General features: G+C 72.2%; 14 protein-coding genes. 12 read left to right on the top strand and 2 right to left on the bottom strand.

All coding sequences use genetic code 11. From position 1 onward, the window contains the following. Positions 1-78: 78 nt before the first annotated feature. Positions 79-381: a hypothetical protein gene (locus tag STRVI_RS49440; RefSeq protein ID WP_014061637.1), complete on the top strand. Its 303-nt coding sequence runs from the start codon at positions 79-81 to the stop codon at positions 379-381. Here STRVI_RS49440 and STRVI_RS41925 read toward each other — a convergent pair. After that, a complete protein-coding gene (locus tag STRVI_RS41925) occupies positions 362-1,636 on the bottom strand; it encodes a threonine aldolase family protein (RefSeq protein WP_014061636.1) in 1,275 nt (424 codons plus the stop codon). The genes STRVI_RS49440 and STRVI_RS41925 overlap by 20 nt on opposite strands. A gap of 147 nt (positions 1,637-1,783) precedes the next feature. Here STRVI_RS41925 and STRVI_RS41920 point away from each other — a divergent pair, with 147 nt between their 5' ends. From STRVI_RS41920 to STRVI_RS41875, 10 genes are all read left to right on the top strand, one after another. Beyond that, complete coding sequence (locus tag STRVI_RS41920) at positions 1,784-2,719, top strand: Rossmann-like and DUF2520 domain-containing protein (protein ID WP_014061635.1); 936 nt, start codon at positions 1,784-1,786, stop codon at positions 2,717-2,719. Next, positions 2,716-3,687: a pantoate--beta-alanine ligase gene (gene panC / locus STRVI_RS41915; protein WP_014061634.1), complete on the top strand. Its 972-nt coding sequence runs from the start codon at positions 2,716-2,718 to the stop codon at positions 3,685-3,687. Before STRVI_RS41920 ends, panC begins: the two co-directional genes overlap by 4 nt. Then, positions 3,684-5,510: an L-aspartate oxidase gene (locus STRVI_RS41910; protein ID WP_014061633.1), complete on the top strand. Its 1,827-nt coding sequence runs from the start codon at positions 3,684-3,686 to the stop codon at positions 5,508-5,510. The genes panC and STRVI_RS41910 overlap by 4 nt, the downstream gene beginning before the upstream one ends. Next, entirely contained in the window at positions 5,507-6,541 is a 1,035-nt protein-coding gene (gene nadC / locus STRVI_RS41905) for a carboxylating nicotinate-nucleotide diphosphorylase (protein ID WP_014061632.1), read from the top strand. The genes STRVI_RS41910 and nadC overlap by 4 nt, the downstream gene beginning before the upstream one ends. A gap of 107 nt (positions 6,542-6,648) precedes the next feature. Then, positions 6,649-7,446, top strand: a complete 798-nt coding sequence (locus tag STRVI_RS41900; RefSeq protein WP_014061631.1) for a type III pantothenate kinase — start codon at positions 6,649-6,651, stop codon at positions 7,444-7,446. A gap of 347 nt (positions 7,447-7,793) precedes the next feature. Next, a complete protein-coding gene (locus STRVI_RS41895; RefSeq protein WP_078505605.1) occupies positions 7,794-8,600 on the top strand; it encodes a hypothetical protein in 807 nt (268 codons plus the stop codon). Between the two features lie 131 nt (positions 8,601-8,731). Then, positions 8,732-8,914: a hypothetical protein gene (locus STRVI_RS41890; RefSeq protein ID WP_014061629.1), complete on the top strand. Its 183-nt coding sequence runs from the start codon at positions 8,732-8,734 to the stop codon at positions 8,912-8,914. Positions 8,915-9,068: 154 nt separating this feature from the next. Further along, entirely contained in the window at positions 9,069-9,464 is a 396-nt protein-coding gene (locus STRVI_RS41885) for a BlaI/MecI/CopY family transcriptional regulator (RefSeq protein ID WP_078505603.1), read from the top strand. A gap of 22 nt (positions 9,465-9,486) precedes the next feature. Next, on the top strand, positions 9,487-10,008 hold the full coding sequence (locus tag STRVI_RS41880) for an amino-acid N-acetyltransferase (RefSeq protein ID WP_014061627.1): 522 nt from the start codon (positions 9,487-9,489) through the stop codon (positions 10,006-10,008). 220 nt (positions 10,009-10,228) lie between these two features. Continuing rightward, a complete protein-coding gene (locus STRVI_RS41875) occupies positions 10,229-10,564 on the top strand; it encodes a histone-like nucleoid-structuring protein Lsr2 (protein ID WP_014061626.1) in 336 nt (111 codons plus the stop codon). Positions 10,565-10,569: 5 nt separating this feature from the next. Here STRVI_RS41875 and STRVI_RS41870 read toward each other — a convergent pair whose 3' ends face one another. Then, a complete protein-coding gene (locus STRVI_RS41870) occupies positions 10,570-11,199 on the bottom strand; it encodes an SCO3374 family protein (RefSeq protein WP_014061625.1) in 630 nt (209 codons plus the stop codon). Positions 11,200-11,675: 476 nt separating this feature from the next. On the opposite strand from STRVI_RS41870, the gene STRVI_RS41865 reads away from it, so the two are divergent. After that, positions 11,676-14,201 carry an ATP-dependent Clp protease ATP-binding subunit gene (locus STRVI_RS41865; protein WP_014061624.1) on the top strand — a complete coding sequence of 842 codons (2,526 nt, stop codon included), beginning with the start codon at positions 11,676-11,678 and terminating at the stop codon, positions 14,199-14,201. The last annotated feature ends 361 nt before the right edge of the window (positions 14,202-14,562 follow it).

The raw sequence follows: 14,562 nt of genomic DNA, 5'->3' as shown, positions 1-14,562 counted from the left end.
GCCCCCGGCGCCGCCCTCGTTTGACGGCCGCCGTCAATCGGCGTGACGGGCGCCCGGGGTCCGGCGGACCGTAGAGCCATGTCCCTCACCGAGCAGTACGCACTCGACCTGTACCGGGCCGCCCGGCGCGGCGAGCCCGCCCCGCCCGCACCGGGCCGCCACGACTGGCGCACCGTCCGGGAGCTGCGCGAGTACCGCGACGTCCGGGCCGTGACGGCGGGGCGCCCGGCCCGCCGCCGCGGCCGCCGTGACCGCCTTACGGACGCGCCGGGCGCCGTAAGGGCGATGTCGCATGCCGTAAGGGGCGATGCCGCGCGCCGTAAGGGCGGTCAGGGAGACGCTGGCCGCCCTGCGGCGCCGGTCAGCCGTCCCTCTCCATGAGCTCCCGGACCCGGGCGAGGAAGGCACCGGCCGCGGCCGTGACGTCGTCGGCCGTCCAGTCGAGTGCGGGTGAGGCGACCGTCAGCTCCGTCGTGGCCAGACCGGGCGGCCCCGGCTCCCGCCAGCGACGGAACAGCGTCGTCCCGGTCTCCTCCGCCAGCCGCACCCCCGCCTCGTCCAGCACCGCCGCCGGATACGGCAGCCACACCTGGAACTGGTGGGTGTGCGGCACCTCGGGATGTACCCGGGACCAGCCCACCCCCTCGGCCGTGAACGCCGTCCGCAGCGCCTGCGCCACCACCCGCGCGTGCGCCACGTACGACGGGAGCCTCGGCAGCTCGCGGTCCAGGCCGTCCAGCGCGGCCAGCGCCGCCGGCCACTGCTGGAAAAGCTGGCCGCCGTACCGGTGGCGCCACGCCCTGGCCTCCGCCACCAGGCTCTCGGGCCCGGCCAGCGCCGCTCCCGAGATCCCGTCCACCGACTTGTAGAAGGACACATAGACGGAGTCCGCCAGGGCGGCGATCTCCGGCAGCTCCCGGCCGAAGTGGGCCGTGCACTCCCACAGCCGCGCACCGTCGAAGTGCACCACCGCGTCCCGCTCCCGGGCCGCCTCCACGACCGCGACCAGCTCGTCCCACTCGGGCAGCACGAATCCGGCGTCGCGCAGCGGGAGCTCGAGGGCGAGCGTGCCGAACGGCTCGTCGAGGCCGAGGACCTCCTCGGCGGTGAGCGGCCGCGGCTCGCTCGTCGGATGCACCGCGCGCAGCCCGCTCACCGTCAGATACGCGTCCCGCTCATGCACCTCCAGATGCGCCAGCGGATGCACCGCCACCACCGGATTGCCGGTGCGCCCCGCCCAGCAGCGCAGCGCGACCTGCTGCGCCATGGTGCCGGTGGGGAAGAACGCCGCGGCCTCCATGCCGAGCAGTGCGGCGACCCGCCGCTCCAGCTCCTCGACGATGCCGTCCCCGTAGATGTCCACCCAGCCGTCCCCGCCATATGGCGAGGGGTCGGCCGTAAGGGCGGCCGTGAGGCCGGCCAGCCGCTCGGTGATCCGCCCCTCCGCGGGCCCGCGGGTGAGCGTCCGCTCGGAGCCGTGCCAGGCCGCGCGGCGGCGCACTCGCGCGGCCCGCTCCGTGTCGCCGGTGGCGTCGTCCGCCCCGGTTGGAGTCTCGTCTGCCGTCCCGTCCGCCGTCCCGTCCGCGGTGATGCGCGTGCCGTCCGTCTCGTCTGCCTCGCCCGTCCTGTCCTTCATGGGCCGATCATGTCGTACGGGTGTCCATCGGACCACAGAGTTGTCCACAGGCCCGGGCTGCGGCCAATCTCCCCCGGAAACACTCGCGTAGCATGGCGGGGAATCGTCCGGTACCCCCTGAGGACTGGAACGGAAGGCCGCTGTCGCGTGAACGCACAACCACTTCCCGAGCCGCAGGACCGGCCGGCCCGGCTCACCGTCGGGGTCGTCGGCGCGGGCCGCGTCGGCCCCGCACTCGCCGCCTCGCTGCGGCTGGCCGGACACCGCCCGGTCGCCGCCTCCGGTGTCTCCGACGCCTCCGTGCGCCGGGCCGCCGCCCTGCTCCCCGAGGTCCCGATCGTCCCGCCCTCCGAGGTGCTGGCGCGGGCCGAGCTGGTGCTGCTCACCGTCCCCGACGACGCGCTCCCCGAGCTGATCGCGGGCCTCACCGAAACCGGTGCGGTGCGCCCCGGCCAGCTCCTGGTGCACACCTCCGGCCGCTATGGCGTCAGTGTGCTGGAGCCCGCGCTGCGGGCCGGTGCGCTGCCGCTCGCGCTGCACCCTGTCATGACCTTCACCGGCACCCCGATCGACGTCCAGCGGCTGGCCGGCTGCTCCTTCGGCGTCACCGCCCCCGAGGAGCTGCGGCTGGCGGCCCAGGCGCTGGTCATCGAGATGGGCGGGGAGCCCGAGTGGATCGCGGAGGAGTCCCGCCCGCTCTATCACGCCGCCCTGGCCATCGGCGCCAACCACCTCACCACGCTGGTCGCCCAGTCCCTGGAGCTGCTGCGCGCGTCCGGGGTCGAGGCCCCCGACCGGATGCTCGGCCCCCTCCTCGGCGCCGCGCTGGACAACGCGCTGCGCAGTGGCGACGCCGCGCTGACCGGCCCGGTCGCGCGCGGCGACGCGGGCACGGTCGCCGCCCATGTCGCCGAGCTGCGGCGGCACGCCCCGCACGCCGTCGCCGGCTATCTGGCCATGGCCCGTACGACCGCGGACCGGGCGCTCGCGCACGGCCTGCTCAAGCCGGAGCTCGCGGAGGACCTGCTGGGCGTGCTCTCGGATGTGACCGACGCACGGGGCCGGGGAGGCAGTGAGACATGAGCCCGAAGCTGTGGACCAAGGCGCTTCCTGGGGAGCCGGATGTGGAGCTGTTCCGCCATCGCTCGGAGCTGGACGCGGCGCTCGCCCACTTCGCCGTGCCGGGGCGCACGGCCGTCGTGATGACCATGGGCGCGCTGCACGACGGGCACGCCTCGCTCATCCGCGCCGCCCGCGCCCGGGTGGGCGCCAAGGGCCTGGTGACCGTCACCGTCTTCGTCAATCCGCTGCAGTTCGGCGCGGGCGAGGACCTCGACCGCTATCCGCGCACCCTCGACGCCGACCTGAAGGTCGCGGCCGAGGCGGGTGCGGACATCGTCTTCGCCCCGGCGGCCGAGGAGATGTATCCGGGCGGCGAGCCGCACATCCGGATCACCGCGGGCTCCATGGGCGAGCGCTATGAGGGCGCCTCGCGGCCCGGCCACTTCGACGGGATGCTCACCGTCGTCGCCAAGCTGCTCCAGCTCACCCGCCCCGATGCCGCCTTCTTCGGCGAGAAGGACGCCCAGCAACTGGCGCTGGTCCGCCGGATGGCGCGCGACCTGGACTTCCCGGTCGAGATCGTCGGCGTCCCCACCGTCCGGGAGGGCGACGGGCTCGCCCTCTCCAGCCGTAACCGCTATCTGTCGGCCCAGGAGCGGGACACCGCGCTGGCCCTGTCCCGGGCGCTGTTCGCGGGGCGTTACGCGGGGCTGCTGGCGGCCGGGGAGGGCCCGGCCGGGGCCGAGGAGCACGAGCTCATACGGGTCGCGTCCCCCGCCGCGGTGCGGTCCGCGGCGCGGGTGGTGCTCGACGAGGCGGCACGGCTCGAACCGCCGCTCGTCCTCGACTATCTGGGCCTGGCCGATCCCGCCGACTTCACCGAGGTCTCCGACGGATACATCGGCGAGGCCGTGCTGGCCGTCGCGGCCAAGGTCGGCGCCACCCGCCTGATAGACAACATCCGCCTGTGGATCGGAGCCGCCCGATGACCCATCCGACCGGGCGGCCCGAGGCCGTGGCCCCCGCCACCGCTCTGCGCGCTCCCGCCCCGGGCTGGGCCACCGAGGCCGATGTCGTGGTCGTCGGCTCCGGGGTCGCCGGGCTGACCGTGGCGCTGCGCTGTGCCGCGGCCGGGGCCAGGGTCACCGTGGTCACCAAGGCCCGCCTGGACGACGGCTCCACGCGCTGGGCCCAGGGCGGCATAGCCGCCGCCCTCGGCGAGGGCGACACCCCCGAGCAGCATCTGGACGACACCCTGGTGGCCGGCGTCGGGCTCTGCGACGAGCGGGCCGTACGGACGCTGGTCACCGAGGGACCCGACGCGGTGCGGCGGCTCATCGCCACCGGCGCCCGCTTCGACGCCGACGACGACACCGGCGAGATCCTGCTGACCCGCGAGGGCGGCCACCACCGCCGCCGGATCGCCCACGCGGGCGGCGACGCGACCGGCGCGGAGATCTCCCGGGCCCTGGTCGAGGCGGTGCGCGCGGCCGGTATCGACACCGTGGAGAACGCCCTGGTGCTCGACCTGCTCAAGGACGGCTCCGGTCGGGCGGCCGGGGTCACCCTGCACGTCATGGGCGAGGGCCGGCGGGACGGCGTGGGCGCGGTGCGGGCGGGCGCGGTGGTCCTCGCCACGGGCGGCATGGGCCAGATCTTCTCCGCGACCACCAACCCCGCCGTCTCCACCGGCGACGGGGTCGCGCTCGCGCTGCGCGCCGGGGCCGAGGTCAGCGATCTGGAGTTCGTGCAGTTCCACCCCACGGTGCTGTGGCTGGGCCCGGAGGCGGAAGGCCAGCAGCCGCTGGTCTCGGAAGCGGTGCGCGGCGAGGGCGCCCATCTCGTCGACGCCGACGGGGTGCGCTTCATGCAGGGGCAGCACGAACTGGCCGAGCTGGCGCCCCGCGACATCGTCGCCAAGGGCATCACGCGGCGGATGCAGGAGCGCGGCGCCGAGCATATGTACCTGGACGCCCGCCACTTCGGGGCGCGGATGTGGGAGCGGCGCTTCCCGACCATCCTGGCCGCCTGCCGCGCGCACGGCATCGACCCGGTGACCGAGCCCATCCCGGTCGCCCCGGCTGCGCACTACGCGAGCGGCGGGGTCCGCACCGATCTGCACGGCCGCACCACCGTCCCCGGGCTCTACGCCTGCGGAGAGGTCGCCTGCACCGGCGTCCACGGCGCCAACCGACTGGCCTCCAACTCCCTTCTGGAGGGCCTGGTCTTCGCGGAGCGCATCGCGGAGGACATCACCGCCGGAGCCGCCGGAGCCGCCGGAGCCGCCGGAGCCGCCGGAGCCGCCGGAGCCGAGGGCCCCGTGCGGCCCGCCACGGCCGCCGAGCGGCCCGGACCGGACGAGGGCGTCGGGCCGGACCCGGCCGCCCCCGGCGCGGCGCCCCTGCTCGCCTCCGAGGCCCGCTACGAGATCCAGCACATCATGACCCACGGCGCCGGAGTCCTGCGCTCCGCCGAGAGCCTGGCCCGCGCCGCCGACCGGCTGGCGCGCGTCCACGACGACGCCGCCGCGCAGTTGCGGCGGGACGGCAAGACGGCCGAGCCGGGGGTCGAGACCTGGGAGGCCACCAACCTCCATCTGGTCGCCCGGGTCCTGGTCGCCGCCGCGCTCCGCCGTGCGGAGACCCGCGGCTGCCACTGGCGCGAGGACCGCCCCGCGCGGGACGACGCCGCCTGGCGCCGCCACCTCCTGGTCACCCTCGGCCCCGACGGCGCCCTCGATGTGCGTTCCACGGACTCCGAAGCGTTTCCCCCACCGACCACCCCCCGAACCGAGACGGAGTCCCGCCCGTGAGCAGCACCTCCGAAGACCGCCAGCCATCCGTGTCCCTGCCGCTGCTGCAGATCGGCCGCCCCGGCGAGGCGGCGGGCTGCGGCGACGCCTGCGGCTGCGGCGACGACGCCGACGGCTCCGGGCTCGACCCGATGGAGTGCGGTCTGGACCCCGACCTGGCCGAGCTGCTGATCAGTGCCGGACTCGACCCCATCCAGGTCGAGGACGTCGCGCACATGGCCATCGAGGAGGACCTCGACCAGGGCGTGGACGTCACCACCGTGGCCACCGTCCCCGAGGACGCCTTCGCCACCGGTGACTTCACGGCCCGTGAGGCGGGCACCGTCGCGGGGCTGCGGATCGCCGAGGCGATCCTGTCCGTCGTCTGTACGGACGAGTTCGAGGTCGAGCGGCATGCCGAGGACGGCGACCGGGTGGCGGCGGGCCAGAAGCTGCTCAGCGTCCGTACCCGCACCCGCGACCTGCTCACCGGTGAGCGCAGCGCGCTGAACCTCCTGTGCCGGCTCTCCGGTATCGCGACGGCGACCCGTGCGTGGGCGGACGCCCTCGACGGGACGAAGACCAAGGTCCGTGACACCCGTAAGACCACCCCGGGGCTGCGCGCCCTGGAGAAGTACGCGGTGCGCTGCGGCGGCGGGGTCAACCACCGGATGTCGCTCTCGGACGCCGCGCTGGTCAAGGACAACCACGTGATCGCGGCGGGCGGCGTGGCGGAGGCGTTCGGCGCCGTGCGGGCCGAGTTCCCGGACGTGCCGATCGAGGTGGAGGTCGACACCCTCGACCAGATCCCGCCGGTCCTGGAGGCGGGCGCGGACCTCATCCTGCTGGACAACTTCACCCCGGAGCGGACCCGCGAGGCCGTCGAGCTGGTCGCCGGGCGCGCCGCGCTGGAGTCCTCGGGGCGGCTGACGCTCGCAGGCGCCCGTACGTACGCCGAGACGGGCGTCGACTATCTGGCGGTCGGCGCGCTCACCCACTCCTCCCCGATCCTGGACATCGGCCTGGACCTGCGCGAGTCCGAGGGGAAGTAAGCGATGCTGCTGACCATCGACGTCGGAAACCCCCGCCCGCCCGTCGCCCCACCCACCACCCCAGGGCTCGTCCTCGGCCGTCAGCCCGCCCGGAAGCGGTGCCGCCCATGCTGCTGACCATCGACGTCGGAAACACCCACACCGTGCTGGGGCTGTTCGACGGCGAGGAGATCGTCGAGCACTGGCGGATCTCCACCGACGCCCGCCGCACCGCCGATGAACTCGCCGTCCTGCTGCAGGGCCTGATGGGCATGCATCCGCTGCTCGGCGAGGAGCTGGGCGACGGCATCGCGGGCATCTCCATCTGCTCCACCGTCCCCTCGGTGCTCCACGAGCTGCGCGAGGTGACCCGCCGCTACTACGGCGATGTGCCGTCCGTCCTGGTCGAGCCGGGCGTGAAGACCGGTGTGCCGATCCTGATGGACAACCCCAAGGAGGTCGGCGCCGACCGGATCATCAACGCGCTGGCCGCCGTCGAGCTGTACGAGGGTCCGTGCGTGGTCGTCGACTTCGGCACCGCGACGACCTTCGACGCGGTCAGCGCGCGCGGAGAGTACGTGGGCGGGGTGATCGCGCCGGGCATCGAGATCTCGGTCGAGGCGCTGGGCGTACGCGGGGCGCAATTGCGCAAGATCGAGCTGGCCCGCCCGCGCAGCGTGATCGGGAAGAACACGGTGGAGGCCATGCAGTCCGGCATCCTCTACGGCTTCGCGGGCCAGGTGGACGGGATCGTCCGGCGAATGGCGCGGGAGCTGACCCAGGACCCGGAGGACGTCACCGTGATCGCCACCGGCGGGCTGGCGCCCATGGTGCTAGGAGAATCCTCAGTGATCGATGAGCATGAACCCTGGTTGACCCTGATCGGCCTCAGACTGGTCTACGAGCGGAACGTCTCGCGCGGCTGAGCACCGGCGATCAGCTCTTCACCTGCGTGCTCGACCGTATTGACGGCATTCCGAAACGAATTCCCGCGCTCTGGATTCGCCGGGGGCGCCGATCGCTCTTCGCCATTGGTCACGGAGCGGTCAAGGGAAAGACGGCACTGCGAATTCCGTATTGACAAGCGGAAGGGCCGTCGACCACGTACACCGGCACCCGGATGCGACGGTCCGCCCCGGGTGCCGGGTCCGGACGGGGCCGCCTCGACGCGGCCCCGTCCGGCGCTTCCCCCGTATGGCGGCTCGGCGTCCGCAACGCGCCGCACCGTCCGGCGCTGAGCGAAATTTGTCCGCTTAGCACTTAAAGTCGCCCCATGCCCACGCCATATGGATCCCGCGGCGGAATGGCGTTCAGTGCGGATGAGCTGCGTGTGCTCCGACGCGCCCTCGCCATCGCCCTCCGACCCGACCCCGTCACTCCCTCTGCCGGCCCCCTCGGCCCGGACCGGGCGGAGGAGGTCCAGGACTGTCTCCGGCTCGCCGAGGCCGTGGACGAAGCGGTCCGCGAGGGCGGGCGGCTGCGAGCGTTCCTGCTCGACGAGCTCGCCCGCTACCGCGCCGCCCTGCCCGGCGCCGCCGTCGGCTATCTCGAGCAGCTCCAGGGCGCCCTCGCGGCCGGTTACGAGCCGCTGGCCGAGGATCTGGCCGCGCTCCGCGCGCTGTGCGGGTCGGCCGCCGGGGGTGGTGAGGCGACGCGCCGACGCGCGCTGCTGAGCCACTGCGAGCGCCTTGCCGAGCGGGGCGTGCGCGCCCGGCTCGCGGAGCGCGCCGGCGCCGTCGTACAGCCGCGCACAAGCCCCGTGGGGCCCCGGCTGCGCGCCCTGCCGGGCGGGGTCTCGACGGCGCCCAGGGCGGCCGCGCAGGGGACGGTACGGAAGGGGTCGGAGATCGTGCTGGAGGCGCTCCAGAAGGCCGACGAGCCCAAGCCGCAGCCGCGCAAGAAGCCCGCGGCGCCGGAGCACGGCGACCGCGAGGAGCCGAACCGACGGGAACCGGGCCGCCGGGCGCCGCGCCCGGGGCGTCCGGTGCCCACGCCGGCGGAGGTCTTCCCGCCCAAGCGCCGCCCCTCGCCGCCGCCGGAGCAGGAGTCGCGGCTCGGCGCCGGGGCCCGTTCGGCCTGAACCCGGGCCTGGGCCCCGCCCCTGCCCTCGCCCGGCCCCCGGGCCGCCGCGCCCGGGACCGGTGCCCGGCTCCGGAGGGCCGCGGCGCGCCGCGTAATCTGGTGGTCTCGAGCAAAAGGAGGCCGAGAGCCATGGATTATGTCTCCGCGCTGATCCCGCCCGTCGTGATGGCCGTGGCCTTCACCGCGCTCATCGTGACGATGGTGAAGAGCCAGGGCGGCGCCAACAAGTCCAAGGAGGACGCCGCGGTGGACGCGGCGCTGGCGGCCCGCACCGAGGCCGAGGGCCCGGCCCCGGAGCGCGAGACGGCCTGATCGGATCGATCGGGCCCATCGGGCGCCGCCACCCCCGCACCCCACGGCGGCAGCACGCCGGACCACGCCCCGGGACGCATCGCGTTCCGGGGCGTGTGGCTTTTCCCGCGCAGACCTCCCGACATTCGGGACATCTCCCACTATTATTCTCGGTGTGCCTAGGCCATTGGGAGATCTCGAAGACGCGGTCATGACGCGGGTGTGGAAGTGGAACCGCCCGGTCACGGTCCGCGAAGTGCTGGAAGACCTTCAGCGGGAACGCTCGATCGCCTACACCACCGTCATGACCGTAATGGACAACCTCCATCACAAGGGCTGGCTGCGCCGGGAGGTCGAAGGCCGCGCCTATCGATATGCCGCGGTCTCTACGCGCGCCGCCTACTCGGCCGCACTGATGAACGAAGCGTGGTCGACCAGTGACAACCCCGCGGCCGCTCTCGTCGCGTTCTTCGGGATGATGTCCGAAGAGCAGCGTGACCAACTACGGGATGCCATGCGCGTCGCACAACTGGGGGAGACCGGGGAGAGCCCCGGTGAGTCGGGGCGATGACCCAGGGCGATAGCGTCCGGTCATGTCCTCCCCACTATCAAAAGTAGTCACCGTCCGCCGTGCCCGGACCGGCGATGTACGGGCGGTGCGCCGCCTCATCGACTCGTACGTGGACGATCGCATCCTGCTCGACAAAGCCACCGTGACGCTTTACGAGGACATCCAGGAGTTCTGGGTCGCCGAGCGCGACGAGGACGCTGAGGTCATTGGCTGTGGAGCGCTGCACGTCATGTGGGAAGACCTCGCGGAGGTCCGCACTCTCGCCGTCGATCGGACTCTCAAGGGCACCGGCGTAGGCCACCTGGTGCTCGACAAGCTGTTGCAGACGGCGCGCTGGCTGGGGGTGCGGCGCATTTTCTGCCTCACCTTCGAAGTCGACTTCTTCACCAGGCACGGCTTCGTGGAGATCGGCGAGACGCCGGTCGACGGCGATGTGTACAGCGAGCTGCTGCGTTCCTATGACGAGGGCGTCGCCGAGTTCCTTGGTCTCGAACGGGTGAAGCCGAACACCCTTGGCAACAGCCGGATGCTTCTGCAACTGTGATCGCGGGCCCTATGTCCGAATCGCGCCCCTATCACATAGCTCCGGAACATGACCTTCCACGAGGCTTCCCGCTTGGTGGATCGGTCGAACCTTCCCGGGGGGTTTGTGTTTTTCCGGGAAAGGCGGTTTCCTATTCTCTCGTAGTGTAATTACCTGGGGGTGAGTCATCAGCGGCTAACGCCGCACCCCCGAACCCCCCGTTTTCCCTGAAAGGAACCCCATGGCACAGAAGGTTCAGGTCCTTCTTGTCGACGACCTCGACGGCGGCGAGGCGGACGAGACCGTGACGTTCTCCCTTGACGGCAAGAGCTACGAGATCGACCTCACCACCAACAACGCGGACAAGCTCCGTGACGCCCTGGAGCCCTACACCAAGGGCGGCCGGCGCACCGGTGGCCGGGCCGCCGGCGGCCGGGGCAAGGCGCGCGCGGCGTCGGCCGGCGGCCAGGACACCGCGAAGATCCGCGCCTGGGCGAAGGAGAACGGCTACGAGGTCAACGACCGCGGCCGTGTTCCGGCGACCGTTCGTGAGGCGTACGAGAAGGCCAACGGCTGAGCGCGTCAGCCTTTCCCGGCTCGCCGCTGCCTCGGCAGCGGCCGGGCGCGCACCAATCGGGTGCGGAGGCATTCGGTAGCCGCCGCGCTCACGAGCCGTACGAGATCGGGGGCGCCCCCATCGCCCCCGAAGCCTGTCCTCGGCAGCGTTGGCTCCACCTCGCCCCTCGGGTCGGGAGGTCGCAGCCATACGGCGGCCTCCTGCGGGCATCGCTCTCCGGACGCCCCGGCTCCGGACGCCCCGGCTCCGGACGCCCCGGCGGCCAGGGGCGGCGGCCAGGAGCGGGAGGGGCATGGCGCGGTGATCCGGCCTCCGGCGCCGATCGCGCCCAGGTCCAGGGCCACACCGCCCCACTCCAGCCAGTCGAGCAGCCCCGGAAGCTCGTCGGCGCTGCCAGGGGCCACCAGGAGTCGCATCCAGGCGCCCTCCACCGCGACCGGACCGGTCCGCGGTACGCGCCGCAGCATCGCCCATCCGGCCACGGCCGGCAGTTCGATGACGTCGAAGGCCACCCCCGTGAGCAATTCGACGGGATCGCTGCCGGCCGTCGGCCAGCCCAGCTCCCGCTCGTACCAGCGTGAAGAGGGGGCCGGCGTCGGTGCGGCCGGCCTCGCGCCGTGGGCCCTGTGGATCATGCCCGGCAGAACTCTCCGCCGTCCCGCTTGGTTACGCCCCGGATGACCTACCGTGCGGGCCCGTGCGCGCACTGTGCCCGTAAGGAGCCGTGCAGGGCCGGTGAACGGGCGCAAGGTTGTTCGCCCGTAGCGGAGGGAACCGGCCCCTACGGCATGGACCATCTGTGCTTGCGGGTAAGACATCCCTAGTGGGGAGGGGCGGTCCGCGTGTCGGGAGGAAGCGGCGTTCGCCATCGGCGTACTGGCGGTGGGCGTAGATGCCTGGCCTGCGGGAACATCGTCTCGCACCATCGGGTTAAGGCAGTTGTCGGCTGTTCGGGCAGGAAGCCAGTGGCTGTTACCCCCGCGCGAGCGGGGGTGATCCGGACGGTTGTCGGCAGTTGGAATGAGCTGTCCCGGGTTGCGGGACTAGCATGCGGAAGGACAGGGAGGGGATCGTCCCCGATCTTTCTGACCGCTCTGAGGAGCGATTAACGATGTTCGAGAGGTTCACCGACCGCGCGCGGCGGGTTGTCGTCCTGGCTCAGGAAGAAGCCCGGATGCTCAACCACAACTACATCGGCACCGAACACATCCTCCTGGGCCTGATCCACGAGGGTGAGGGTGTCGCCGCTAAGGCCCTGGAGAGCCTCGGGATTTCGCTCGAGGCGGTCCGCCAGCAGGTGGAGGAGATCATCGGGCAGGGCCAGCAGGCCCCGTCCGGGCACATCCCCTTCACCCCCCGTGCCAAGAAGGTCCTGGAGCTGTCGCTCCGCGAGGCCCTTCAGCTCGGCCACAACTACATCGGTACGGAGCACATCCTGCTCGGCCTGATCCGCGAGGGCGAGGGCGTCGCCGCCCAGGTCCTCGTGAAGCTGGGTGCCGATCTGAACCGGGTGCGGCAGCAGGTCATCCAGCTGCTCTCCGGCTACCAGGGCAAGGAGGCCGCCACCGCCGGCGGCCCGGCGGAGGGCACTCCCTCCACCTCGCTCGTCCTGGACCAGTTCGGCCGCAATCTCACGCAGGCCGCCCGCGAATCCAAGCTCGACCCGGTCATCGGGCGCGAGAAGGAGATCGAGCGGGTCATGCAGGTGCTTTCGCGCCGCACCAAGAACAACCCGGTCCTCATCGGCGAGCCCGGCGTCGGCAAGACGGCGGTCGTCGAGGGACTGGCCCAGGCGATCGTCAAGGGCGAGGTGCCCGAGACCCTCAAGGACAAGCACCTCTACACCCTGGACCTGGGCGCCCTGGTCGCCGGCTCCCGCTACCGCGGTGATTTCGAGGAGCGCCTGAAGAAGGTGCTCAAGGAGATCCGCACCCGCGGCGACATCATCCTGTTCATCGACGAGCTCCACACCCTGGTGGGTGCGGGCGCCGCCGAGGGCGCGATCGATGCCGCCAGCATCCTCAAGCCGATGCTGGCGCGGGGCGAGCTGCAGACCATCGGCGCGACCACGCTCGACGAGTACCGCAAGTACCTGGAGAAGGACGCGGCCCTGGAGCGCCGCTTCCAGCCCATCCAGGTCGCCGAGCCGTCGCTGCCCCACACCATCGAGATCCTCAAGGGCCTGCGGGACCGCTACGAGGCGCACCACCGCGTCTCGATCACGGACTCGGCCCTGGTCGCGGCCGCCACCCTGGCCGACCGCTACATCTCGGACCGCTTCCTGCCGGACAAGGCGATCGACCTGATCGACGAGGCCGGTTCCCGGATGCGGATCCGCCGGATGACCGCACCGCCGGACCTGCGCGAATTCGACGAGAAGATCGCCGATGTGCGCCGGGAGAAGGAGTCCGCGATCGATTCGCAGGACTTCGAGATGGCCGCGGGCCTGCGCGACAAGGAGAAGCAGCTCCTGGCCGCCAAGGCGAAGCGGGAGAAGGAGTGGAAGGCCGGCGACATGGACGTCGTCGCCGAGGTCGACGAGGAGCTGATCGCCGAGGTCCTGGCCACGGCCACCGGCATCCCGGTCTTCAAGCTGACCGAGGAGGAGTCCTCCCGGCTGCTGCGCATGGAGGACGAGCTGCACAAGCGCGTCATCGGCCAGAAGGACGCCATCAAGGCGCTCTCCCAGGCCATCCGGCGCACGCGTGCGGGCCTCAAGGACCCCAAGCGCCCCGGTGGCTCGTTCATCTTCGCGGGCCCGTCCGGTGTCGGTAAGACCGAGCTCAGCAAGACTCTCGCCGAATTCCTCTTCGGCGACGAGGACGCGATGATCTCGCTCGACATGTCGGAGTTCAGCGAGAAGCACACCGTCTCGCGGCTCTTCGGCTCCCCGCCCGGATACGTGGGCTATGAGGAGGGCGGCCAGCTCACCGAGAAGGTGCGCCGCAAGCCGTTCTCCGTGGTCCTCTTCGACGAGGTCGAGAAGGCCCACCCGGACATCTTCAACTCGCTGCTGCAGATCCTGGAGGACGGTCGGCTGACCGACTCCCAGGGCCGGGTCGTGGACTTCAAGAACACGGTGATCATCATGACCACCAACCTCGGCACCCGGGACATCTCCAAGGGCTTCAACCTGGGCTTCGCGGCCCAGGGCGATGTGAAGACCGGCTACGAGCGGATGAAGAACAAGGTCAACGAGGAGCTCAAGCAGCACTTCCGGCCCGAGTTCCTCAACCGTGTCGACGACACGGTCGTCTTCCACCAGCTCACCGAGGAAGACATCATCCAGATCGTCGACCTCATGACCACCAAGGTGGACGAGCGGCTCAAGGACCGCGACATGGGCATCGAGCTCAGTGGCGAGGCCAAGAAGCTGCTCGCCAAGCGGGGCTACGACCCCGTGCTGGGCGCCCGGCCGCTGCGCCGGACGATCCAGCGCGAGATCGAGGACGTGCTCTCGGAGAAGATCCTCTTCGGCGAGCTGCGTTCGGGCCACATCGTGGTCGTGGACACCGAGGGCGAGGGTGAGGAGAAGAAGTTCACCTTCCGCGGCGAGGAGAAGTCGGCGCTGCCGGACACCCCGCCGATCGAGTCCGCCGCCGGTGGCGCGGGCCCGAACCTCAGCAAGGAGGCGTGACGCGGAGCCGCGGCAACGCGGCGTCGTCCATCGCCACGGGGCCGCCCCGGACCGTTTCGGTCCGGGGCGGCCCCCTTTTTCTGTGCGTTGTGCGGGCGGAGCAGTGCCCTTTCGCGTAGGCGCGGCCCCTGAGGGGCCCTGGCGGGGCTCTGCGGGCTCTGGCGGGGCTCTCCGGGCCCTGGGGGTTTCCCTGGACTTCCGGTCTGTCGCGGGGGCGAACGGGAGGCAGGGGCCGCTCTGGCGGCTGGCTGCCACCCTCAGGGGGTCCGCCTCTCCGGGGGCTGGCGCGGGTCCGCCCTCCGGGGTCCGCCCCTCCGAGGCCGTCGGGGGCCTGCTTCTCCGGGGGTCGGCACCTCCGGGG

It is taken from the genome of Streptomyces violaceusniger Tu 4113 (genome assembly GCF_000147815.2).
Classification (GTDB): domain Bacteria; phylum Actinomycetota; class Actinomycetes; order Streptomycetales; family Streptomycetaceae; genus Streptomyces; species Streptomyces violaceusniger_A.
Note: the sequence above shows the minus strand (reverse complement) of the source record. Positions and strands in the feature narration are given on the sequence as shown.

Coding starts and splice junctions, on each gene's coding strand:
- STRVI_RS49440 (WP_014061637.1), top strand. CDS start 79: ATGTCCCTCACCGAGCAGTACGCACTCGACCTGTACCGGGCCGCCCGG.
- STRVI_RS41925 (WP_014061636.1), bottom strand. CDS start 1,636: ATGAAGGACAGGACGGGCGAGGCAGACGAGACGGACGGCACGCGCATC.
- panC (WP_014061634.1), top strand. CDS start 2,716: ATGAGCCCGAAGCTGTGGACCAAGGCGCTTCCTGGGGAGCCGGATGTG.
- STRVI_RS41910 (WP_014061633.1), top strand. CDS start 3,684: ATGACCCATCCGACCGGGCGGCCCGAGGCCGTGGCCCCCGCCACCGCT.
- STRVI_RS41900 (WP_014061631.1), top strand. CDS start 6,649: ATGCTGCTGACCATCGACGTCGGAAACACCCACACCGTGCTGGGGCTG.
- STRVI_RS41895 (WP_078505605.1), top strand. CDS start 7,794: ATGCCCACGCCATATGGATCCCGCGGCGGAATGGCGTTCAGTGCGGAT.
- STRVI_RS41890 (WP_014061629.1), top strand. CDS start 8,732: ATGGATTATGTCTCCGCGCTGATCCCGCCCGTCGTGATGGCCGTGGCC.
- STRVI_RS41880 (WP_014061627.1), top strand. CDS start 9,487: ATGTCCTCCCCACTATCAAAAGTAGTCACCGTCCGCCGTGCCCGGACC.
- STRVI_RS41875 (WP_014061626.1), top strand. CDS start 10,229: ATGGCACAGAAGGTTCAGGTCCTTCTTGTCGACGACCTCGACGGCGGC.
- STRVI_RS41870 (WP_014061625.1), bottom strand. CDS start 11,199: ATGATCCACAGGGCCCACGGCGCGAGGCCGGCCGCACCGACGCCGGCC.
- STRVI_RS41865 (WP_014061624.1), top strand. CDS start 11,676: ATGTTCGAGAGGTTCACCGACCGCGCGCGGCGGGTTGTCGTCCTGGCT.